This window comes from Zhongshania sp., assembly GCF_047636175.1.
Classification (GTDB): Bacteria; Pseudomonadota; Gammaproteobacteria; order Pseudomonadales; family Spongiibacteraceae; genus Spongiibacter.
The window spans coordinates 16,123-37,829 of sequence record NZ_JBLIKC010000019.1 but is presented as its reverse complement, the minus strand read 5'-3'; the positions used below and the strand labels follow the sequence as shown (position 1 = coordinate 37,829).

Here is a 21,707-nt window from a genome sequence, read left to right as displayed (position 1 = left end):
GAGAATCTGCATTTAGTCATGCATTATTACTATTGCCGCGTTTAATGTAAGCGCTCTGCGATCTCACAAACTGTGACCGCAGGCACCCAATATCATTATTAGAGCTTACGCACCAATATGGATCTGGTCGCAGTGCGCCCGCCCCAAGATATCGCGCCGCTGCGAATGGCTATGTCGTTTTGGTAAATAGTAAATCCCAAACGCCGTGACCCAGACGCTCGCCACGCTTTTCAAACTTGGTGATCGGCCGATAATCTGGTCGCGGCGAATATTGGCTGACACCGGCCACATTGCTATAGCCTTCGGCATCGCTCATTACCGCCATCATATGCTCCGCATAATGCTGCCAGTCGGTGGCCAAGTGCAAAACACCGCCGACTTTAAGCTTGCTCCGCAAAACCTGCACAAATGGACCTTGAATCAGGCGACGCTTATGGTGGCGCAGTTTGTGCCAAGGGTCTGGAAAGTAAATTTGAATGCGACTTAAACTGTCATTGGGAATGCAATGCGCCAGCACTTCTACCGCATCGTCTTCGTAGGTGCGAACATTTGTCAGACCGGTGTCCTGCACCAAGTACATCAAACGACCAACACCCGGGGTGTGGACTTCGACGCCAATAAAGTCATTCTCTAGGGCACTCCCCGCCATTTCTGCAAGAGAGTCGCCCATACCAAAACCAATTTCCAATACGACCGGTGCGACGCGCCCAAAGGTGGCTTCAAAATTTTGCATACCGTTGCTGCGCCGCAAACCCAGCTCAGTCCAATTAATCTCGTAGGCCCGTCGTTGCCCATCGGTCATGCGCCCAGTGCGAAGTACAAAGCTTTTAATGCGACGACGAATAGGTGCAGCATTATCAGTCATTACATTACTTTCCATGCAGAGTAGGCCAGACACGCCCAGGCCACTAAAAACATTAAGCCGCCGATAGGGGTAATCGCTCCCAACCACCGCGCTCCCGTGAATGCCATGGCATATAAGCTACCGCTGAATACCAGTACACCCACAAAAAATAGCACGGCAGATACTCGCAGCGACATATGCTCAATGCCGCTATGCATAAGCAAGCCGACGATGAGTAACGCGAAGCAATGATAGAAATGGTACTGAACCGCGGTTTGATAAACCGCCATCATGTCCGCCGATAAAGTCGCTTTTAAACCGTGTGCGCCAAAGGCACCTAAGCCCACTGCAAGAAAACCAAGAATTGCCGCTATAAAAAGCGTTAAGGATGCCATGGGTCCGCCCAGATGGTAGATAATCGCTTATTGTACGGATGTCAGCGGGCTTACAAAAGACAGCGGCCTAGGGGAATGGCAATTTAAGTACTAAAAATGCAAAAGCCTCGCATTGCGAGGCTTTTGTTAGAATATAAAGACATGAACCGAGGGTGTAACTAAGCTTCCATCGCCACACGCAGCTTTTTCATGGCCGCTTGCTCGAGCTGGCGAATACGCTCTGCTGAAATACCATAGCGATCAGCGAGGTCATGCAAGGTTGCTTTGGTATCACTTAACCAGCGGCTTTGCAGAATGTCGCGGCTACGCTCATCTAGATCAGACAGGGCCAGCGACAGACTTTGGTGGTTATTCTCTTCTAGATTGTCCGATTCCAACAACAAGGCCGGATCAGTACTGTGATCTTGAAGATAGTGTACTGGAGCAACAGGGCCGCGCTCATCGTCAGTATCGGCATCGAAACCAACATCTACCGAGCTTAGACGCCCTTCCATGCGGCGTACTTCAGCGACATCCACACCTAAATCAGCAGCAACCGCATGCACTTCATCGTTGCTCAGCCAAGATAGCTGCTTTTTAGCACTGCGCAGATTGAAAAACAATTTACGCTGCGCCTTGGTGGTGGCTATTTTAACAATACGCCAGTTACGTAGGACGTATTCGTGAATCTCTGCCTTAATCCAGTGAACGGCAAATGATACCAAGCGCACGCCTTTTTCAGGATCAAAGCGCTTAACAGCTTTCATTAAGCCAACATTTCCTTCCTGGATTAGATCAGCTTGCGCCAAGCCATACCCTTTATAGCTTTTAGCAATATGCACCACAAAACGCAGATGCGACATGACCAGCTGGCGAGCCGCCTCTACATTGCCGTGATAAAAAAGGCTCTCGGCCAGCTCGCGCTCGCGCTCTGCGCTAAGCACCGGAATACTGCCGACCGATTGAATGTATGCAGAGAGATCACCACCCGGTACAAGCTGCTGTATCGGCTGTAAATGACTACTCATCGCACATCCTCCTAAAATTCGTTGATGAAACTACGTTTTATACCGCTGCTTATTAGAGTCCCAAACGCAGTAAAGTTCAAGTACTCGGACCAAAAATCAACTATTTTGGGGACTGACGCTGCTTATCGCGGCTCAATCGCCCTGAGTTCGCGGCCGACTACCAACCACGCGCCCAATAGACCCAAGGCCGCAGCAAAAAGCAATAATACTATAGTCTCAAGAAAGCCTAGACCCAATAGGTGGAAGCCACTCTGGTAAGAAAGAGATAAATCTGCGATCGGGCCACGCAGCCACCACAAGCCACCCTGCACGAGTAACCAAGCCATCAAGCCACCCCCAAGACCGTACCATAAACCGGTATATAAAAAAGGCCTGCGTACAAACGCATTGGTGCCACCGACCAATTTGACGACAAGAATCTCGTCACGCCGCCCCTCGATCGCCAATTTAATTGTGTTGCCAATAATAAGCAGCACTCCCACCCCGAGCATTGCCGCTAAGGCTAGGGTTAAACGCCGCCCCAACTCGGTAATACGATTAAGACGTTGCAGCCACTCCATATCTAATTTGGCAAGCTCTACCTGCGGCAGCTTCCCCAACTCGGCCTGCAAGGCAGTCACTGCGCTGGCTGACACATTGGCCTCGCGGGGCGTCACTACAATCAAGCCAGGCAGGGGATTGGCGTCAAGCTGGTCTAGCACGTCGCCAAAACCAGAACTAGCGCGAAACTCCATCAGCGCAGTATCGGGGGAGATATATTCCGCCACGAGCACACCGTCGCGCTCCGCAATATTGCGGCGTAAGGTCTCTGCCTGTGGAGCGCTTACATTTGGCTTTAGAAACAAGGAGATACGCGCGGCGCCTTCCCAGCCATCGCTGACCGCATCAATATTATTCAAACCGATATACAGGCCAGCGGGTAATGCCAGCGCAATAGCGATCACCAAGATGGTCATTAATGAGGTGGCGGGGCGAATAACTAAACGCTTCAAGCTGTCGACGGCCACTTGCTGGTGATGACTGCGATAGCCCGCAAGGCGATCACGAAAGCTGGTTTTATGCTTGCGCGCGCCCTTCACGTCTTTTTTAGCTGCTGGCGTCTGCAGTTTCTCCAAACGCCGCTTGTTCATTTTATTCTGCTTATTAAGACGCATCGGCATCCCCACCGGGCTTAACAAGCTGGCCTTTACGCAAGGTCAGTAGACGATAGGGCATGCGCGCAATTAAACCTAAATCATGGGTCGCAATTAGTACCGTGACGCCAACCTGCTTAAACTGCTCAAACAAGTGCATAATTTCAGCAGATAATTGCGGGTCTAAGTTGCCGGTGGGTTCGTCGGCCAGTAATAAGGCCGGTTTGTTAACCACCGCGCGGGCAATACCTACCCGCTGCTGTTCACCGCCGGACAGCGTGACCGGATTTTTTCGCTCTTTATCCAGTAGACCAACTTTATCTAAGGCGGCCCGAACTCGGCGACCAACATCTCGATGGCCATAGCCGGCAATAATAAGTGGCAATGCCACATTGTCGTATACGGTGCGATCAAACAATAATTGATGATTCTGAAATACCACACCCACTTCGCGGCGCACTTCTGGAATATGGCGCGCCGGCAAACGCGATAAATTTCGGCCACCAACAATAACCTGGCCTGAACTAGCGCGCTCCATCACCATAATTAGCTTTAGCAATGTACTTTTACCGGCGCCGCTATGACCGGTTAAAAACCGCATTTCGCCACGAGGAATATGAAAGCTCAGGTTAGTAAGCGCTTCGTAACCACCGTCGTAACGTTTGCCGACCTGATCAAACTCAATCATTGCTTCTGCTGCCACCCAAATAAGGCACCGACAAATTCATTGGCGCGGAAGGGTCGTAAATCCAAAATCCCCTCGCCCACACCAATGAAGCGAATGGGGATACCTAGCTGCTTGCTGATTGCAAAGACAATACCGCCCTTCGCCGTACCGTCGAGCTTCGTTATGGTTAGTCCGGTAACACCAACCGCCTTCTGGAAATGCTGAACCTGCGACAAGGCGTTTTGGCCGGTTCCGGCATCCAGCACTAACATCACCTCATGCGGCGCCTCGGGATCGAGCTTTTTAAGCACCCGAACGACCTTTTTCAATTCTTCCATTAAGTTATCTTTGTTATGCAGACGACCAGCCGTGTCTGCAATCAAAACATCAACATGGCGCGCCTGCGCCGCCTGAAGGGCATCAAACAACACCGAGGCGCAATCGGCACCGGTATGCTGCGCAATAACTGGCACGTCGTTACGCTCACCCCACACCTGCAACTGCTCTACCGCCGCAGCACGGAAGGTATCGCCAGCTGCCAGCATCACTGAGCGGCCACCAACCTGAAGCTGCTTCGCCAGTTTGCCTATTGTGGTGGTTTTCCCTACCCCGTTTACGCCAACCATTAAAATCACATAGGGTTTGTCACTAACTGGGATTATCAATTCTTCTTCCGCCGCCGCAAGCATGGTACTCAGCTCTTCCTGCAGTGCGACATACAAGGCTTCGGGATCGTTTAGCTCTTTGCGCGACACTCTACTGGTGAGATTACTAATGATCTCTTGGGTCGCATCCACCCCCACATCCGCCATCAAGAGATGAGTCTCAATCTCTTCGAGCAATTCATCATCAATCTCTTTGCGGCCGAGGAATAAATTGGCCATACCCTCACCCAGCTGGGCGCCGGTCTTACTCAGACCCTCACGGAAGCGAACGAGCAGAGACGCCTGCTCCTCTGGTGACAATTCCAGATGCTGCCATGGGGCAATTTCTGCATCATCAATAAAGCCTTCAGCCGCGGCCAATGCCGCCAGATCCTCCTCCGAGCCAATAAAAGACTCTTTAAACCGGGCGAATAATCCCTTCTTTTTAACTTCCGACTCTGGTTCCGGTGGTGTGGCGTTATCTGTCATGCGGGTATATAAATTCCGAGGTGAGGTTTACAGCAAAAATAAAAGCCTTATCCTACCATTTCTCTGAGTAACTGGCACCGGAATCCCATGCGCAAACCGCAAGGTCAACACAGCAAAGAAACACTGGGCACGCTAAGGATCATCGGCGGCCAATGGCGCAGCAGAAAATTATCCTTTAAAGCCGCAGAAGGACTGCGACCAACCAGCGACCGGATTCGCGAAACCCTGTTTAACTGGCTTAGCCCCCATATCCACGACGCGAGCTGCCTAGACCTATTCAGTGGATCTGGCGCCCTGGGGCTAGAGGCATTATCGCGCTATGCGAAACACTGTGACTTTATCGAGGCAGATACCCAAACCTGTCGGCAAATACGTGAGCACCTGAGCACGCTCAAATGCAATAGCGCGGCGGTGCACTGCCAAACCGCTGAGACATATCTTGCAAGCACAGCCGTAACGCAGCAGATTGTTTTTATCGATCCACCGTTTCACCAAGATCTGCTGGCGCCGACCATCACAGCCCTGGCAAAGCAGCCCCTAGCCAATGGCACTCTCATTTATGTTGAAACAGCAACAAATGAGTCACTGCCCGCACTCCCCGAGCACTGGCATATCGATAAAGACAAGAGAGCCGGAAACGTTAGTTACCGTCTAATTTCCGTTCATGCTTAATTTAATGAATGGCGCATATAAAGGATGGGGTTAAAACGGAAATGGGAGAAACTTCAGTGTTTTCTCAATCGTCGAAAACCCTTATGTCTGGTGGATTTCATAACACTCAGCACAGGGACCCAATGGACAAGCACTAGCCCGAACTGATTATTCAAATGACGCAGCCGCCCGCCAATACTAGAGCGCTAGATATAAGCTCAATATAATAACAACGGTAATCATTATGACTGACACTTTAGCCAGCGACGGCGCCGCAGATTGCTTTTCTCCGGCATCAATCAATGGTCTTGAGCTCAAGAATCGTTTCATTAAAGCTGGCACCTTTGAGAATATGACGCCCGGCGGCATGCCCAGCGAGCATCTCAATATATTCCACGGCGCATTTGCCGATGGTGGTATCGCTATGACCACGCTTGGCTATTGCGCAGTCGAAATGGACGGCCGTCTGAATGAAAACATGATGTATATGCACGAAGGCATACGCCCCCAGCTCAAGGAGCTCATTGCGGACCTTCATGGACGCGGTACCAAGGTGTCGGGGCAAATGGGCCACTGCGGAGGATTTTCCAAAAACATTGAGCTAAGCCGCAAACGCCCATTGGGCCCGAGCTTCGGTTTGAATGGTCTTGGCCTGTCTCGCGGGATGCTGTTCTGCGACGCCATGACCGTCGGTGATATCGACGCGCTAGTGGCCAACTATCGCAAAGCGGCTGTCTTTATGAAGTCTGTCGGTTTTGACGCACTGGAAATTCATCTTGGTCACGGTTATGGCCTCTGCCAGTTTATGAGCCCCAAAACTAATAAGCGCAAAGATAGCTACGGCGGCAGTTTAGAAAATCGCATGCGACTTCCACTGCAAGTATTGGCTGCGGTGCGTGATGCCGTCGGCAAGGATTTCCCACTGCTGGCCAAGATCAGCATGACCGAGGGGGTGCGTGGGGGTCTTCATTATGATGACGCGGTAGTAATCAGTAAATTATTAGATAACGCGGGCATTGACGGGATTATTACCAGCGGCGGGACCAGCACCATGAATCCAATGATCATGTTTCGCGGCGGCAATATTTTACCCAGCATGCTGAAGACCGAAAAAAGCCTGATCATGCGACTGATTCTGCGCTTGGCAGGCAAGTCTATGTTTAAAGATTACCCCTATCATGAACTGTATTTTTTAGAGCAGGCTAAACGAATTCGTGACGCGGTGTCATGCAAAATGATCTATGTGGGCGGCGCCAGTAGCAATGCAAGTTTCGCCACACTAATGGAGCAGGGCTTCGATTTCATTCAACTAGGCCGGACTCTGCTGAGCGATCCCGACCTAGTCAACAGCGCAGAATTAAACACTGACTTTGTTAGCCGCTGCACCCACTGTAATGACTGCGTTAGCACTATTGAAAGCCCGCTGGGTATTCACTGTACACAGTTTTCAAGCACTAAATAATGGCAACCGGTTTATCTGGCTTTGCTGCCAAAAAGATTAAGGGCAAAAATTGGGAAAGAAATAATAGGCAGTGTGCCGGGTATATAAAAACCATATACCACTAGGGCTTCTAAGTTCGTTTCGGGTGCAATCAAGCGCTTACCGATAAATAAGGCATTGATGATTGGCCCAATGATGTTGGCATAACAACCCAGTATCAAGAAAATCCGCGCCAAAGTAATACCTTTGCCATCCACATTCATGCGCTGCCACACGCCCGCCACCGCCAATACCACCAAGCCATTAATGAGACCTTGCATATGGGCAAATCGCCACGCACCGTAGGCCGGACTGGTGATCTCCTGGGTCGCCGCGGCGATAGAAAAGCCGATCCCCGCGAGCAGCCCCAAGAATAAAATAATGACGCCGTGAAATGCTAAGTTGTGCTGCTGTTCAACCACGTTATTTACATTGGACATCTAGATCCCCTTTTATTATTAGTTAAGTTCAGTTACTGAGGCTGGCATATGAAAACCGGAATATCGCGGTCAGTACGGGCTTGGTACTGATCAAAGCTAGGGTAGAGATTTAATAAGTGCGGCCATAATTCGCGTTTTTGATCATCACTGGCTTGACCGGCGAGATACACATTTTTGTCACCGCGAACCATGATGTCGATCTCGGGGTGGGCGGCAATATTGAAGTACCACTGAGGGTGTTTTTCCATACCACCTTGAGAGGCAACCAATAATTTTTTATCACCCCAAGGCAAGTGTATCAAGGCAATCTCACGCCGCTCGCCGCTCTTACGCCCGGTCATACCCACGATACATATTGGGTAGCCGCCGGGGAAATTCTTTAACAGGCGACCGCCACTTTTCTTATACACCCACACATTGAAACGGGTGTAATGTTTCATTATTCGCTGGATTCGCTTTTGCCATTTCAAAGGGATTTCGCCGACGTCTTGTCGCCGCGTTTTCACATAATCTAGCTTACTGGGCATGATTTTTTGATTCTCTTAATGATCAACACTCTTATTTTACGGGAATTGACTGTCCTCACGCGTCGTCCATCTGGAGTGCAAAAAAAAGCCCGCTAACGCTTAATATTTCAAGCGCTAGCAGGCTGTATTTAGCAAGCGAGATTAACCAATCCAGTTAGGCTTGCGACGCAGATCCAGAGTATGAGGATACTCGCCCGGCGACTCTTCTGGTGGCGGCGCCATCGGCCGCGGTGGCTCGGTGAAAAATTCACGCACCGCGTTCAGATCAGGCCGTGGCGTGTAAGGTCCAGGGGTATGGGCTACCGCACTAAAGCGGTTACCACGCCGCGACTCAGCCTCAAACGCATTTACAGGAAAGGTTTCATAAGTTCTGCCACCGGGATGCGACACATGGTAGCTGCAGCCACCTAATGAGCGTCCCGTCCAAGTATCGATCAAGTCAAACACCAAGGGAGTATGCACTCCGATAGTAGGATGTAAGGCCGATGGTGGTGCCCACGCACGGTAGCGAACGCCCGCAACGTATTCGCCATGACGGCCGGTGTTCGCCAGCGGCACTCTGCGGCCATTACAGGCAAGCACAAAACGACTATCCGTTAGCCCAGTGAGTTTTACTTGCAGGCGTTCAACCGAAGAATCGACATACCTTGCGGTACCAAAACTACCGATCTCTTCGCCAAGCACATTCCAAGGTTCAACCGCCCAGCGCAGTTCAATTTCAATTTCATCGAGTTTGACGCGACCATAATGAGGGAAGCGAAATTCCTCAAACGGCAACAACCAGTCAGCTTTAAAGGGGTAATCTGCACGTTCTAAATCGGCTATCACGTCCTTCATGTCCTGCCATAAATAATGCGGCAACATAAATTTATCGTGCAGCGCTGTTCCCCAGCGAACTAAGGGTTTCTTGTAGGGTTCATTCCAAAAGCGCGCCACCAAGGTTCGAATCAGTAAGGCCTGAACCAAGGACATACGGCTGTGCGGCGGCATTTCAAAGCCCCTAAATTCTAACAGTCCTAAGCGGCCTGTCGCACTACCCGGCGCGTACAGCTTGTCGATACAAAATTCGGCGCGATGCGTATTGCCAGTAATATCAATGAGCAGATTACGCATTAATCTATCGACTAACCAGGGCTGATCTGCAAGCCCATCCGGCATTTGTTGAAAGGCAATTTCCATCTCATACAATATTTCGTCACGGCCTTCATCAGCCCGTGGCGCCTGACTGGTTGGACCGATAAATGCGCTCGAAAAGATATACGACAAACTTGGATGATGCTGCCAAAACGTGACCAGGCTACGCAGTAAATCCGGCCGACGCAGAATAGGGCTATCACTCGGTGTAACACCACCCAAAGTAATGTGATTGCCACCACCGGTGCCCGTATGTCGGCCATCGAGCATAAACTTTTCAGCCGCAAGGCGTGATTCCCTAGCCACCGAATATAGTACGGTAGTATTCGCCACTAACTCCTTCCAACTAGAGGTGGGGTGAACATTCACCTCGATAACACCAGGGTCAGGCGTCACCAGCAGCTTTTGTATCCGTGGGTCACGAGGAGGCTCATAGCCCTCTAAAATGACTGGCACACTCTGTTCTTTGGCAGTTTCTTCTATAGCTGCGACCAGCTCTACATAGTGCTCAAGACTATGCAGCGGTGGCATGAAAATATGAATTTTTCCGCCTCGAGCCTCAATACACATCGCAGTGCGAATTAAGGGCTGAGCGTGCGTTAGCTTATCGGCGACAGCTTGCGATGCGCTTCGCAGACGCTGTGGTGTTGGCGCCCTAGCTTCGACAGGAAAATGAATATCCTGACGGGCCTGTAAGGCATCTCGTTCTTCGAAGGGGTCGCGATCTGGCTGAATCTCTGGCTCTTCTAGCTCAGGTAAATCACCAAGTGGCAAACGCAGGCCCATTGGAGAATCACCGGGCGTCAAAATAAGACGCTCGCGTTTTACATTCCAAATACTACTGTTCCATTCGCCAGCCACAGACTCCCACGCCAATGGCACAATATAGCCGGTGGGATTTTTAAATCCTTGCTCAAGCAAGCGAGCCAAACGCCGGCGGCCTAGATCATCACTAATCTTAGAGGCAAGAATGTCGATATTCTTGGGTATTTTTTGTTCCTGCAATAGGTAGTGCAAGGCATCTTCATAGGCAGGCTGAGCATAATCCTTAGCCAAGCTTAATTTCTCAATCAAGCCTAATGCGAATTGCTCTGATGTCGCCACACTGTGACCATAGTCCTTGTCTATTCGGGCCAACAGATCTGGGGAAGTCCACAGGGGTTCTTTGTCCTTACGCCAAAATAAGCCCAGCGCCCAGCGCGGCACTTCCTCTCCCGGATACCACTTACCTTGCCCATAATGCAGCAGACCTTGCGGTGCGAAATGGTCGCGCAGTTTTAGTAGTAAGGTTTTCGCCAGGCTTAATTTATCAGCGCCGAGTGCTCCGGTATTCCACTGTGTTGACTCCATGTCATCTACTGACACAAAGGTAGGCTCTCCCCCCATGGTCAGACGAACATCATTCTTTACTAAATCCGCATCAACCTGCTCACCGAGCATCAAAATATCTGCCCACTGATCGTCGCTATACGGTTTTGTTACCCGAGGGTCCTCGTGAACACGCTCGACCACATTTGAATAATCGAACTCTACTTCACACTCGTCGGTAAAACCTTCTATTGGTGCTGCTGACACTGGATCAGGGGTGCAGGCCAAGGGTATATGCCCTTCGCTCGCAAACAGGCCAGACGTGGGATCAAGACCGATCCAACCGGCGCCGGGAATAAATACCTCACACCAGGCGTGCAAGTCAGTAAAGTCTTCTTCTGGACCACTTGGGCCATCCAATGATTTTTCGTCTGAGGTTAATTGCACCAAGTAGCCAGACGCAAATCTTGCGGCAATACCCAAATGCCGAAATAATTGCACGGCCAGCCATGCAGAATCTCGGCATGAACCTTTGCTCAGCTGCAGGGTTTCCTCAGGGTCTTGCACGCCGGGCTCAAAACGCAGGCAGTATTCAATCTTCTGCTCAAGCGCCTGATTTACTTCAACTAAAAAGTCGTTCACGGGGCGCTTTATTAACGAAATAGATTTTAAGAATTTATTAAATAACTTGCCCTGCTTTTCCTTGGCAAGATAGGGTGCAAGCTCTTTTTTAAGCTGCTTTTTATAGTAAAACGGGAATTTTTCAGCATACTCTTCTACAAAAAAGTCAAAGGGATTGATAACGGTCATATCCGCAATCACTTCAACCTCTATTGAAAATTTTTCGGTCTTTTCTGGAAAGACCAAGCGGGCAAGATAGTTACCAAAGGCGTCTTGTTGCCAGTTTAGAAAGTGGTTCTCGGGCACCACCTTCATGCTATAGCTATGAATTGGCGTTCTACTATGAGGCGCAGGCCGTAAGCGTATTACGTGCGGTGAAAGTTCTACCAAACGGTCAAAGCTGTAGTATGTCTTGTGATGAATAGCCACGCGAATTGTCATTACTTCTCCTGCGATAACCGCATTTACGTCAACATTCGTCTAAAAATTCAAAATACAATGCCGAATAACAAACCCACTCTTCTCGGCCCACAAACTATAATAGTCTTGAGAAATCCGGTAGTGGCCAAGTATAGGCAATTTGCTTTAGAAGCTCACTAAATAAGCAGCTCGGGCAGAATAAAACCGAAAGCTACACTGACTCAAACCAAGAAATGGGCGGTCATTGCTGCATGGCTTGTTCAAGCATACATCAGGCCAACTAATAGGCTAGATGGAAAAGACCAGCATGATGCCCCGAGATAGCACTGCACCAGTAGGCCGATCGACACAAGAGCGATCGCGAGGATTATTCGGAGAAATAAACATCTAACTTTATGGTAAAACTGGCTTCAGCATTCCAACCATCTATCTTTGGAAAAAATACCTCCGGCCCAGCAGTGAAAAAGATCCAATCTTCGTACAGCTTGTAGCTATAACTCGTACCAGCAAAATAGGCTGTCATTTGCGTGCTGAACTCCGTGGAAAATACGGAGCCCACTCGATACTCTAGCGCCGACTTTTTAGATAGATTTTGGCTCAATGAGAGTACATGGACATTTTCAAAAAAATCATTCTGATCCTCGAACTCTAGCACGGTGAAATAACGCAGACCAAATTTTGACCCCAGGCGCCGGTGCATTTCAAACTCACTAGTTTCGCCCCAGCCCCGATCACTGAAATACCATACTTCCTGGGTGAACTCAGGCTCCCATTCACCCCATTTATCCATTGGCCGCCGCAACCGGTAACGTCCAAATGTGACTAGGGGAACCCGCAATTTAATACCGACCCGGACCGAACGCTTCCATTTATTCCACTCGTCGTTGGGAGTGATTTCCAAGCCCGATACAGATTCCCTGCGCCGAAATCTTTCTCCAGTCGAATTATTCCTCACTCTCTCCTCTAGTGAGTTTTCGGTATACTCGTCGCTGCTAAAAAACAACTTGGCCCTGCGTTGAGTATTTGGCAAATCAAACTTAGCCTTAACCCTTAAATCGTTTTGAATCTGTCCGCGCTCTTCCCAAGTCTGGCGCATCTGAAGTTTAACGTAGCTTTCGTTTTTGTAATCAGGTGGGGAATTCTCGCTGGTGAAGTAGTAATCAACACCTTCTGCAAAGTCGATCCAGCGGCCAGACCAGTCATCGCGGGTGGATTCGGCACTATTTATGGTGCGACTCAAGAATCCGACTTCCGGGGTATCTGAATCTAGCGATTCATCGGCTAGAACAGGTATTGCCAGCATTAGCGAACTTGCTATATGCAGTAATATCTTCAGGTAAGGCTTCGTGTCCTGCATACAAACTATTGCTCTGGTCGATTTACGATCAGTAGTAAAACTATAGGAAGTGGAAACAAATACGTCCATTAATTAGACACAAAAAAGGCACCCGAAGGTGCCTTAATTGAATGATGCCTCATGCTTATCAGCCATCTTTCAGAGCTTCTTGACGCTGAATTTCTTTATTCATGAAATTCATCCACTGCTTGGCGTACCCAGCAGACTTCTCACTTTTAGCAGCCTCTTTGAATGCCTTACGCGCACCTTCATATTCCTGAAGGTTAAAGCGAGCCATACCAAGCACAAGATAAGCATTGTCTGGACGCTTAATGTCGCCCTTTTTAAATGCGTTCTCAATGGCCTCTGCCGCCTTATCAAACTGGTCATTATCAAGATAGATATTACCCAAGCGCGACCACAATTCACCCTTGTCGGATTTAGATGCAGCTTTCTCCATTTCTGGGATTGCCTTCTTCAACTCTTGAGCTTGACGCCATGCATTGCCAAGTAACTCAAGGTTTTTTGACGTCGCGGGGATATCGCCTTTCTTGATGCCTCTATCAAGGACCTTCGCCGCTTTATATGGCACTTCCTGAGACAGGAAGAGATACGCCATATTAATCAGCTCTTTGTCGTTATCCAGAACACCTTCGGTGTAAGCAGTCTCCATTGCGGCAGTCGCTTTTTCGTCCATTTTTAGCTCGTTGTACATTGCTGACAACTGCAGCCAATAGGCCTTTTTCTGGTAATGCTTGAGAGTTTCTTCAAGAATCGCTGTTACGCGCTTGATATCATTCTTCTCATAGTACAAATAACGCTGTAAGCCCCACCACTGCTCTTTAGGGACTTTGCCACGGCTAGTGTAGTCATTAATAGCCACTTCAATATACTTTAGTGAGCGATCAAGGTCTTTAAGCTGATAATAGCCTTGAGATAACAAAGAATAGGCACCGGCACTAGGCTGCTCACCTAAGGCTTGCTTAGCTTTAAACCATTCTAAAAGGGTGCGAACACCGCCTTCATAATCCTCTTTCACGAAATAAAGCTGGGCAATGGTGTATTTAGTATTTAACTCCATTGCTTCCGGAATATCCGGCTGCTCTACCACATTACGATAAGCGTCTAACGCTAACTCATACTTTTCCTGAGTAAAGTAAATAAACGCATACATATTATAGAGGTTGGCAAGTTCATAACTATTCAGCGAGCTCCGCCCTTCTTTATCGCGGAGTTCGTCAAGTAGCCGTATGGCCTCACCGTATTTCTTCTCGTCCCCGGCCATCTGCGCTGCGTTTAATTTTTCATAAACTTTAGCGCGGATCGCCGGCGTCCTGCGTGTGCTCCGCTTGGGCTTTTCTTTCTTCTCAGCCGCGTGGGCAATACCCACGCCTTGCTCACCAAGTATCGGCTGTAAGGATGAACTTACAATCGGCATGGCAAACACTGTAGCTAGACCAAGAGCGATAGAACAACCCAGCTTGACCAACACCGGACGCCACGATTTAGTGCTCGAGTGATAATCAGACATCATTTTTCCAACTCATAAGTGAACCGGTTTTGTATGCCCGGCACTTCGATAGCCTCGCCGTCAGACACACGCGGTTTGTACTTAAACTTCTCAGCCGCTTTAACTGAAGCCCGTTCGAAATAACCTGAAGGCTCACAATCTACCGCAACGATATCGCGAGTAGTACCCGCCTTGGTCACTGTGTACTCAACTGTACAGTAACCAGTTACACCACGACTTTGCGCGCGACGCGGATAAATAGGCGCAACTTTAACGATTGGCAAGTACTCGCCGTCTGAGGCGGAAAGCCCGCCGGCGGTATTTGTCAAATCAACACTCTGAGTTGGCGACATATTGATAGCATCCAGGCTCGGATTAATGTCTTCCATCTCAGGCTGCTCCATATCCGGTGGCGGCTCATCTGGCTGCTTCGGCTTATCGGGCTTGCTGTCTTTCATTGTTTCAATTTTGGTGTCTGGCATTTGTATATCGGCTAGCTTCGTACGCGGCTTTTCGTCCAGCGTTTTATCCGCCATCTCGATAAGGTAGGGCATTATGATGAACAGCGCAGCTGTCACCACAAATGCCAACACAGCACCAATTAATAGTCGAAGAATATTCATATTAATCAGCTGTCTTCAGTTGCCAATGAAACGTCATAGACGCCCGCCGACCGGCTGGCGTCAATAACCGCAGTAACCGTCTCGGTAGTCGAGGCTTTATCAGCCTGAATTACCACGGCACCTTTAGGATTTTCAGCATGCATACGCTCTACAATAGAGCGAACCGCACGCTTATCTACCCGGCGCTTATCAATCCATATTTCATTAGTTGCTGTCACAGCAATCAGGATATTAGCATTCTCTTTTTTACTAGATGTTGACGCATCAGGGCGATTCACCTCGACACCAGCTTCCTTAATAAAAGACGCTGTTACAATAAAGAAGATCAACATGATAAACACAACGTCGAGCATCGGCGTCAAGTCTATTTCAGAGGAATTATCCTCTGTTCCGGCTCTTTTATTCCTTCTCATGTTCGCTCTCTTAGTGATCTGTTGTCAGATGGTCTTCCAAAAGCTCGCTTTCACGCTCTGCAATACTTTTTACATAAGTATTGATAAAGACGCCTGACAGAGCCGCAACCATACCCGCCATTGTCGGGATTGTTGCCTTGGAAACACCGCCAGCCATCGATTTCGCATCGCCGCCACCTGTCACCGCCATGATGTTAAACACTTCAATCATACCGGTAACCGTGCCCAACAATCCCAATAGTGGACACAGTGCCACCATTGTTTGGATCATTGGCAAACTCGCATTTATTTTAAGTGATACCTGAGATATCAACTTTTCGCGAATTTGCTTGGCATTCCAAGATTTGCGCTCTGTGCGCTTTTCCCAGCTACCAATGGCTCCATCGACGTCTTTCGACAGCTCAAATTTGTAGTACCAAAGTCGTTCTAGAGCGAGCGTCCACATCAGGAACGTCAGACCGGCAATGGCCCAAAGTACGTTGCCGCCTGACTCCATGAATCTTCGGATAATCTCGATCCATTCATTCAGTAGGTACATCGCCTATTTCCCCGCGTGACCTTCCGTGTGTTCGGCAATGATGCCCGTAGTTTGCTGGTCAAGAACATGAATAATCTTCTTGGCACGACCACTTACAAAGGTGTGCAGCAGAACAGTAGGGATCGCAACCACCAGACCAAGTACGGTCGTTACCAGTGCGCCAGAGATACCACCAGCCATTGCTTTCGGATCACCTGCACCGAAGATGGTTATAGCCTGGAAGGTTATAATCATACCGGTTACGGTACCGAGCAGGCCCAACAGAGGCGCTACTGCAGCAATAATTTTCAGCAGATTCAGTGAGTTCTCCAAGCGTGGAGTTTCCTTGAGAATTGCTTCTGAAAGCTTCAACTCAAGTGTCTCTGGATCCATTGTTGGGTTATCTTCATGCACTTTCAACACACGGCCAAGACTGTTATTGGTATTTGCTTTCTTGCTTTTCAGCTGGCTGTTTACTTTCATGTCTTCCATACTGAGGACAACCAGGCGCCAAAAGGCAATTAACAAGGCAAGCGCACCGACGGCGGTGATGACATAGCCAACGACGCCCCCTTGATGCCAGCGCTCATTAAGAGTCGGGCTATCAATCAAGGCTGCAAGGTAAGAGCCACCTGTTGGACCGGTAGGGTCAACGCCGAAAGGGCTCATACCAGAAGTGCTTTGAGCGAGCTCTTCAGCCCAGCCAGTAAAAGGACCTGCTGGCTGACGCGATAACACCGCAAGCGCACCGGTTTCAGAAATATACTGTAGGTACTCACCTTTGCTGCTTACCATATTGAAAGTACCAACACGCACAACTTCCTGCTCGCCACTTTCGCCGCCAGCACTAGTCACTGAAGTGTTAAACTTAACAATACGACCAGATTCAGTCATTTCACGCTGCAGCTCAAACCAAACGCGCTCAATTTCTACAATGCTCGGCAGCTCTTCGGCGCCAGCCATTTTAGCAATCAAGTCATCGACGAACTGTTCACGATCAGGGAACTGAACACTGATGATAGACGTCATGAAGTTAGAACGCAGGTCACCAGCAGTAGATGTTAGGTGGCCAAACAATTCTGTCAGGGTACCCAAACGCTCTTTTAACTGGCGCTGCCTCTCAACAATGACTGTTTCGTTTTCTTCGAACGCTTTCTCAAGATCAGATGAACGCTTTTCTTCAGCGGCCAAGGTACGCTTAGATTCGTTAAGCGTATTTTGCTGATCAGCACGCGCAGAGGCAAAGCGCTGTTCACGCTGCTTATTCTCGCGAATATCAGATACACGTCCCTGCTGAACCATCTTCAACAGTTCGTCCAGCGACTTTGCGTCTTCGGCCATCGCTGGCATAGCTGCAACGGCAATCGCACCGCTGAAAGCCAAGATAGCAGCCTTTAATAGATTACGTTTCATTATTTAGCAGCCTCCGGCGCCGGAATCGGGAGTTTCATAATATCGATAGAAGCTTGCTTCCGTGCGATACGCAGACCTTTCTGAACAGCACCACGGTAGTCGCCAGAATCTAGCTCAACCCATTGACGCTTGTCCTGGTCCCAAGCACCTGACTGCTCGCCGTCCATTGACTGGTACATCAGACCAATACGACCAATACGCAGGAAATTAACTTCACGCTCAGAACCGCCAACGCTAGCGACACCTTTGTAGCTATCGATTTTACGGCCATACTCGTTTTCGATTTTGTAGGCTTCAAGAACCTGACGGAATTTTTCTGCGATAGTGATATCCGAGCGATCAATATTGGCACGCAAGAATTCAACTCGCTCCGTGCGCTCTTCAATATGAAAAGGCACGTCCAAAGCAACAAACTGCTCTAGACCGTCAATCATACGAATCAGCAGGGGAGTGATTTGGCGCTGAATAACAGTCGCGTCATCAACAGATTTGCCCAAGCTAGCAATACGGCGCAGTTGGTTTGCAATCTGTTTTTCAAGACGGGCGTTGTAGACACGAAGACCGTCTACCTGCTTCATCACTATTTTGTAGTCTTGCAGCAAATCACCCGTGTCAGCGGCCAAGCGATCGACTTTCAACTGCGATCGCTTCGCTTCTACGGTTCTCTTGACGCCAACATCAAGGACTTTGCTAACTGGAATTAATGGTTTGGCTGGCGCTGCGGCCGGATCTTGTCCAGCAGTGGTATCAGCTGAGTAGGCCGGCGATCCCGCCAGCATACCAACAGCCACACTGACCGCCAGCGCGATTGTTTTCAATCGTTGCGTTTTCATGGGAATTGCTTTTCCTATTTCGGACGTTTAGTGAAAGCAGAGCTTATTATATTCTTAAGTAGCCGTACGGCCAGTCGTAAGACCATGCTTTCATACAGCGGAGCATATTTTAATCATGTGCAAACCTAAGAATCAACGACAAAATAAACTTTTCGTAATATAAAATTTCTTGCTAACTTTGTGTGGCAAAGAGTTACATTTTCGTGAACACTGGTAACACTGATCGCAATGCAAGTAACGCACAAAGTGTTAATATTGTAGTCTAGTCGAAATTGCGTAAAAAACAACGGTCGCCCAAAAGTCAAGTTAGTCGGTCATATCCTCTGCAAAGTTACAAGGCAGTAACCTAGCGTTTCATCTAGCGTTACCGGGTAACACTCGCGCGAGACCTCCTGCCAGTCCTCTAAGGCAATTTCGGGAAACCAAGCATCGCCATCGGGCTCGATATCGACCTCGGTTATATACATTTTGTCGACTTCGGTCAGCGCCTGCCTGTAGATGGTTTCACCACCGATAATAAACACCTCATCAAGCCGAGCAGACGCGGCTTCGCGGCGAGCAAGCACTAGGGCTCCGGCCAAGTCACCAACCACCACCGCGCCCTCGGCGACATAGCCTTGCTGACGGCTAATCACGATATTAAAACGTCCCGGTAATGGACGACCAATCGACTCCCACGTCTTGCGCCCCATTACAATCGGCTTAGCCATGGTGGTTGCTTTAAAGTGTTTTAAGTCTGCAGGCAAACGCCATGGCAATTGATTGTTCGCGCCAATAACGCGGTTTTTCGCCATAGCAACAATAAGTGAAACAGTAACCACAAGTTTTCCTCGCTTTTAAATTGCTATCGGGGCTTTTATGCCCGGATACGGATCGTAACCCTCAAACTCGAAATCGTCAGCCGTGTAATCAAAAATTGATGCCGGACGCCGCTTGATGACTAGCTTCGGCAGCGCCCGAGGCTGTCGACGCAACTGTGTTTCAACGATCTCCTCAGTCAGATGATTTTGATAAAGGTGGCAATCACCAAAGGTGTGAACAAAGTCCCCCACCTCTAAATCGCACTGCTGGGCAATCATATGCGTCAGCAATGCATAACTGGCGATGTTAAAAGGCACGCCCAAAAACAGATCGGCGCTGCGCTGATAGAGCTGACAAGACAGGCGACCTTCAGCAACATAAAACTGAAAAAGAGTGTGACACGGTGGCAACGCTGCCTTGCCACGCCGCGCGTTCTCTTGCGGGCTCAGTGACTCGTCGGGCAAATCTGCCGGGTTCCATGCATTCACTAGCAGGCGACGAGAGTCAGGTTTACGACGTATCATATCTACCACGTCACTTATCTGATCAATAGTCGAGCCATCGGGGCAAGCCCAGCTACGCCACTGTTTTCCATATATCGGTCCGAGATCGCCATTCTCCAAAGCCCACTCATTCCAAATTGTGACACCGCGTTCGAGCAGCCAATTATTGTCACAGCTGCCTTCTAGGAACCAAATCAGCTCGTTAATAATACTGCGCAAATGCACTTTCTTGGTCGTCAGCAGCGGGAATCCGCTGCGCAAATCAAACCGCAGTTGGCGACCAAACACCGAGCGCGTGCCAACCCCGGTACGATCTCCTTTATCAGTGCCGTTATCTCGCACATCGCGCAACAAATCTAAATACTGCTGCATATTATTTCCCACCCTTAGCGACTGAGCGCGAGTAAGTCCAAATCAACAAACCACCACCAATCAAAATCATCGGTAGTGACAACTCCTGTCCACGGGTCATCCAACCCAGCGAATCAATGCCAATATGAGAATCCGGTTCACGAACAAATTCCACTAAAAAGCGAAAGCATCCATAACACAATAAAAACAAAGAACCCGCGGCGTAGCTAGGTCGCTGCTTACGGGTAAACCAAAATATAATAATAAATAACACCACACCTTCAAGCGCAAACTGGTAAAGCTGCGATGGATGTCTAGGCAATTGCAGTGCGTCTCTGGGAAACAACATACCCCAAGGCTGATCGGTAGGTCGGCCCCACAACTCCTGACCAATAAAATTACCAATACGCCCCAGGCCCAAACCAATCGGCGCCAGCGGCGCAATAAAATCCCATAAAGCAGAGACTGGCACTTTAATGCGACGTGCATATAAAGCCACCGCAACTACGACGCCCAGCAAGCCTCCGTGGAAGGCCATACCGCCTTCCCAGACCCGAAACAACCACAGCGGATCTTGTAAAAACTGAGGAAAATTATAAAAAAGAACGTAACCAAAGCGACCGCCAACAATGACACCCACAGCGCTATAAAAAATCAAATCCTCAACTTGGGCCTCATTTAAGGGACTCCAAGGCTGCTTAGTTCGGCTTTTAGCAATAAACCATGCCGCCGTAAAGCCAGCCAAATACATTAGGCCATACCAATGTATTGCCAGCGGCCCAATTTGCACTGCCACTGGATCAAAATCCGGATGTATCAACATGCCTTAAAGCGCTCCCCAAATAAACTGACAACCCACCGCCAGTAAGAACATCGCAAAACATTGCTTCAAACGCGTCGCTGAAAGCCGCTGCGCCCAATGCGCCCCCAACTTTGCACACGGCACGCTCAACAGCGCGATGCCAACAAATGCAGGTAAATACACAAAACCAAAACTGTATGCAGGTAAATCTTGATGCCCAAAACCGGCGACCATATTACTCGCTGACCCAACGACTGCAATAGGCAAACCACAAGCCGCCGACGTCGCCACCGCTGCTTGCATGCGCACATTACACCACGTCAAATACGGCACTGTTAAGGAACCGCCACCAATACCGAACATCGCCGAAAAATAACCAATAACGATGCCCACCGACCTTAAGCCAAGCTTTTTCGGTAGCTGCCGCGAGGCAGTAGGCACAGCACCGAACGCCATATAGGCAGCAATAATTAAACTAAACACACCAAACGCCAGTTTCAACACCTGCCCGGACAGCAATGTCGCGGTCGCAACGCCGCAGACAACCCCCACAGCAATACCTGGCGCCAATATCCGCCAACACAACCAATCAATATTGTTAAGCTGGTGGTGGGCGCGCACCGAACTCAGCGAGGTCACAACAATGGTTGCCAGCGAGGTACCTACCGCCAGCTGCATTGCCACTTCTGGCGCCACAGCCAAAAAGCCAAAGCAGGCGATCAATGCCGGCACGATGACCAGCCCGCCACCCACTCCAAACAAACCTGCTGACAAACCTGCAAATGCGCCAACGGCTAAATAAACCAATAGAATCATGGCGCTGAAGTCTCTAGCAAAGCTGCTAT

22 protein-coding genes are annotated in these 21,707 nt (G+C 49.3%); 2 read left to right on the top strand and 20 right to left on the bottom strand.

Annotation, left to right across the window (positions count from 1 at the left end; genetic code table 11):
- Window positions 1–169 precede the first annotated feature (169 nt).
- The 6 genes from trmB to ftsY all read right to left on the bottom strand — a co-directional run bounded on the left by trmB (window position 170) and on the right by ftsY (window position 5,179).
- On the bottom strand, window positions 170–865 hold the full coding sequence (gene trmB / locus ACI955_RS12230; protein ID WP_415244021.1) for a tRNA (guanosine(46)-N7)-methyltransferase TrmB: 696 nt from the start codon (window positions 863–865) through the stop codon (window positions 170–172).
- Entirely contained in the window at window positions 865–1,239 is a 375-nt protein-coding gene (locus ACI955_RS12225; RefSeq protein ID WP_415244020.1) for a DUF423 domain-containing protein, read from the bottom strand. The genes trmB and ACI955_RS12225 overlap by 1 nt, the downstream gene beginning before the upstream one ends.
- Before the next feature lie 158 nt (window positions 1,240–1,397).
- Window positions 1,398–2,246, bottom strand: a complete 849-nt coding sequence (rpoH, locus tag ACI955_RS12220) for an RNA polymerase sigma factor RpoH (RefSeq protein WP_415244019.1) — start codon at window positions 2,244–2,246, stop codon at window positions 1,398–1,400.
- A 122-nt stretch (window positions 2,247–2,368) separates the two neighbouring features.
- Complete coding sequence (gene ftsX, locus ACI955_RS12215) at window positions 2,369–3,400, bottom strand: permease-like cell division protein FtsX (protein WP_415244018.1); 1,032 nt, start codon at window positions 3,398–3,400, stop codon at window positions 2,369–2,371.
- Window positions 3,390–4,067, bottom strand: a complete 678-nt coding sequence (ftsE, locus tag ACI955_RS12210) for a cell division ATP-binding protein FtsE (RefSeq protein WP_415244017.1) — start codon at window positions 4,065–4,067, stop codon at window positions 3,390–3,392. Before ftsE ends, ftsX begins: the two co-directional genes overlap by 11 nt.
- Window positions 4,064–5,179, bottom strand: coding sequence for a signal recognition particle-docking protein FtsY (gene ftsY / locus ACI955_RS12205; protein WP_415244016.1), 1,116 nt, complete (start codon window positions 5,177–5,179; stop codon window positions 4,064–4,066). Before ftsY ends, ftsE begins: the two co-directional genes overlap by 4 nt.
- Before the next feature lie 87 nt (window positions 5,180–5,266).
- Between ftsY and rsmD the strand changes: the two genes are divergently transcribed.
- Together rsmD and ACI955_RS12195 are read left to right on the top strand one after the other, a co-directional pair.
- Complete coding sequence (gene rsmD, locus ACI955_RS12200; protein WP_415244015.1) at window positions 5,267–5,851, top strand: 16S rRNA (guanine(966)-N(2))-methyltransferase RsmD; 585 nt, start codon at window positions 5,267–5,269, stop codon at window positions 5,849–5,851.
- A gap of 223 nt (window positions 5,852–6,074) precedes the next feature.
- Window positions 6,075–7,292, top strand: a complete 1,218-nt coding sequence (locus tag ACI955_RS12195; protein WP_415244014.1) for an NADH:flavin oxidoreductase — start codon at window positions 6,075–6,077, stop codon at window positions 7,290–7,292.
- An 11-nt stretch (window positions 7,293–7,303) separates the two neighbouring features.
- Here the strand turns inward: ACI955_RS12195 and ACI955_RS12190 are convergent, their stop codons facing one another.
- The 14 genes from ACI955_RS12190 to ACI955_RS12125 all read right to left on the bottom strand — a co-directional run bounded on the left by ACI955_RS12190 (window position 7,304) and on the right by ACI955_RS12125 (window position 21,678).
- The gene (locus ACI955_RS12190; RefSeq protein ID WP_415244013.1) at window positions 7,304–7,750 is read right to left on the bottom strand and encodes a hypothetical protein; all 447 of its coding nucleotides are present in this window, start codon (window positions 7,748–7,750) and stop codon (window positions 7,304–7,306) included.
- A gap of 32 nt (window positions 7,751–7,782) precedes the next feature.
- Window positions 7,783–8,277: a nitroreductase family deazaflavin-dependent oxidoreductase gene (locus ACI955_RS12185; RefSeq protein ID WP_415244012.1), complete on the bottom strand. Its 495-nt coding sequence runs from the start codon at window positions 8,275–8,277 to the stop codon at window positions 7,783–7,785.
- A gap of 141 nt (window positions 8,278–8,418) precedes the next feature.
- Entirely contained in the window at window positions 8,419–11,781 is a 3,363-nt protein-coding gene (locus ACI955_RS12180; RefSeq protein WP_415244011.1) for a DUF2126 domain-containing protein, read from the bottom strand.
- 346 nt (window positions 11,782–12,127) lie between these two features.
- Window positions 12,128–13,117: a hypothetical protein gene (locus tag ACI955_RS12175; RefSeq protein WP_415244010.1), complete on the bottom strand. Its 990-nt coding sequence runs from the start codon at window positions 13,115–13,117 to the stop codon at window positions 12,128–12,130.
- A gap of 127 nt (window positions 13,118–13,244) precedes the next feature.
- Entirely contained in the window at window positions 13,245–14,627 is a 1,383-nt protein-coding gene (locus ACI955_RS12170) for a tetratricopeptide repeat protein (RefSeq protein ID WP_415244009.1), read from the bottom strand.
- Entirely contained in the window at window positions 14,627–15,229 is a 603-nt protein-coding gene (locus ACI955_RS12165) for a TonB family protein (protein ID WP_415244008.1), read from the bottom strand. The genes ACI955_RS12170 and ACI955_RS12165 overlap by 1 nt, the downstream gene beginning before the upstream one ends.
- A gap of 5 nt (window positions 15,230–15,234) precedes the next feature.
- Window positions 15,235–15,642, bottom strand: a complete 408-nt coding sequence (locus ACI955_RS12160; protein WP_415244007.1) for an ExbD/TolR family protein — start codon at window positions 15,640–15,642, stop codon at window positions 15,235–15,237.
- 10 nt (window positions 15,643–15,652) lie between these two features.
- Entirely contained in the window at window positions 15,653–16,180 is a 528-nt protein-coding gene (locus ACI955_RS12155; protein WP_368374735.1) for a MotA/TolQ/ExbB proton channel family protein, read from the bottom strand.
- 3 nt (window positions 16,181–16,183) lie between these two features.
- Window positions 16,184–17,572 (bottom strand): MotA/TolQ/ExbB proton channel family protein, encoded by a 1,389-nt coding sequence (locus ACI955_RS12150; protein ID WP_415244006.1) that lies wholly within the window; start codon window positions 17,570–17,572, stop codon window positions 16,184–16,186.
- Window positions 17,572–18,405, bottom strand: coding sequence for a DUF3450 domain-containing protein (locus ACI955_RS12145; RefSeq protein WP_415244005.1), 834 nt, complete (start codon window positions 18,403–18,405; stop codon window positions 17,572–17,574). The genes ACI955_RS12150 and ACI955_RS12145 overlap by 1 nt, the downstream gene beginning before the upstream one ends.
- A 314-nt stretch (window positions 18,406–18,719) precedes the next feature.
- Window positions 18,720–19,226: a dihydrofolate reductase gene (locus ACI955_RS12140; RefSeq protein ID WP_415244004.1), complete on the bottom strand. Its 507-nt coding sequence runs from the start codon at window positions 19,224–19,226 to the stop codon at window positions 18,720–18,722.
- Window positions 19,227–19,241: 15 nt separating this feature from the next.
- Complete coding sequence (locus tag ACI955_RS12135) at window positions 19,242–20,081, bottom strand: thymidylate synthase (RefSeq protein ID WP_415244003.1); 840 nt, start codon at window positions 20,079–20,081, stop codon at window positions 19,242–19,244.
- Between the two features lies 1 nt (window position 20,082).
- Window positions 20,083–20,883, bottom strand: coding sequence for a prolipoprotein diacylglyceryl transferase (gene lgt, locus ACI955_RS12130; protein WP_415244002.1), 801 nt, complete (start codon window positions 20,881–20,883; stop codon window positions 20,083–20,085).
- A gap of 3 nt (window positions 20,884–20,886) precedes the next feature.
- Entirely contained in the window at window positions 20,887–21,678 is a 792-nt protein-coding gene (locus tag ACI955_RS12125) for a sulfite exporter TauE/SafE family protein (protein ID WP_415244001.1), read from the bottom strand.
- Window positions 21,679–21,707 lie beyond the last annotated feature (29 nt).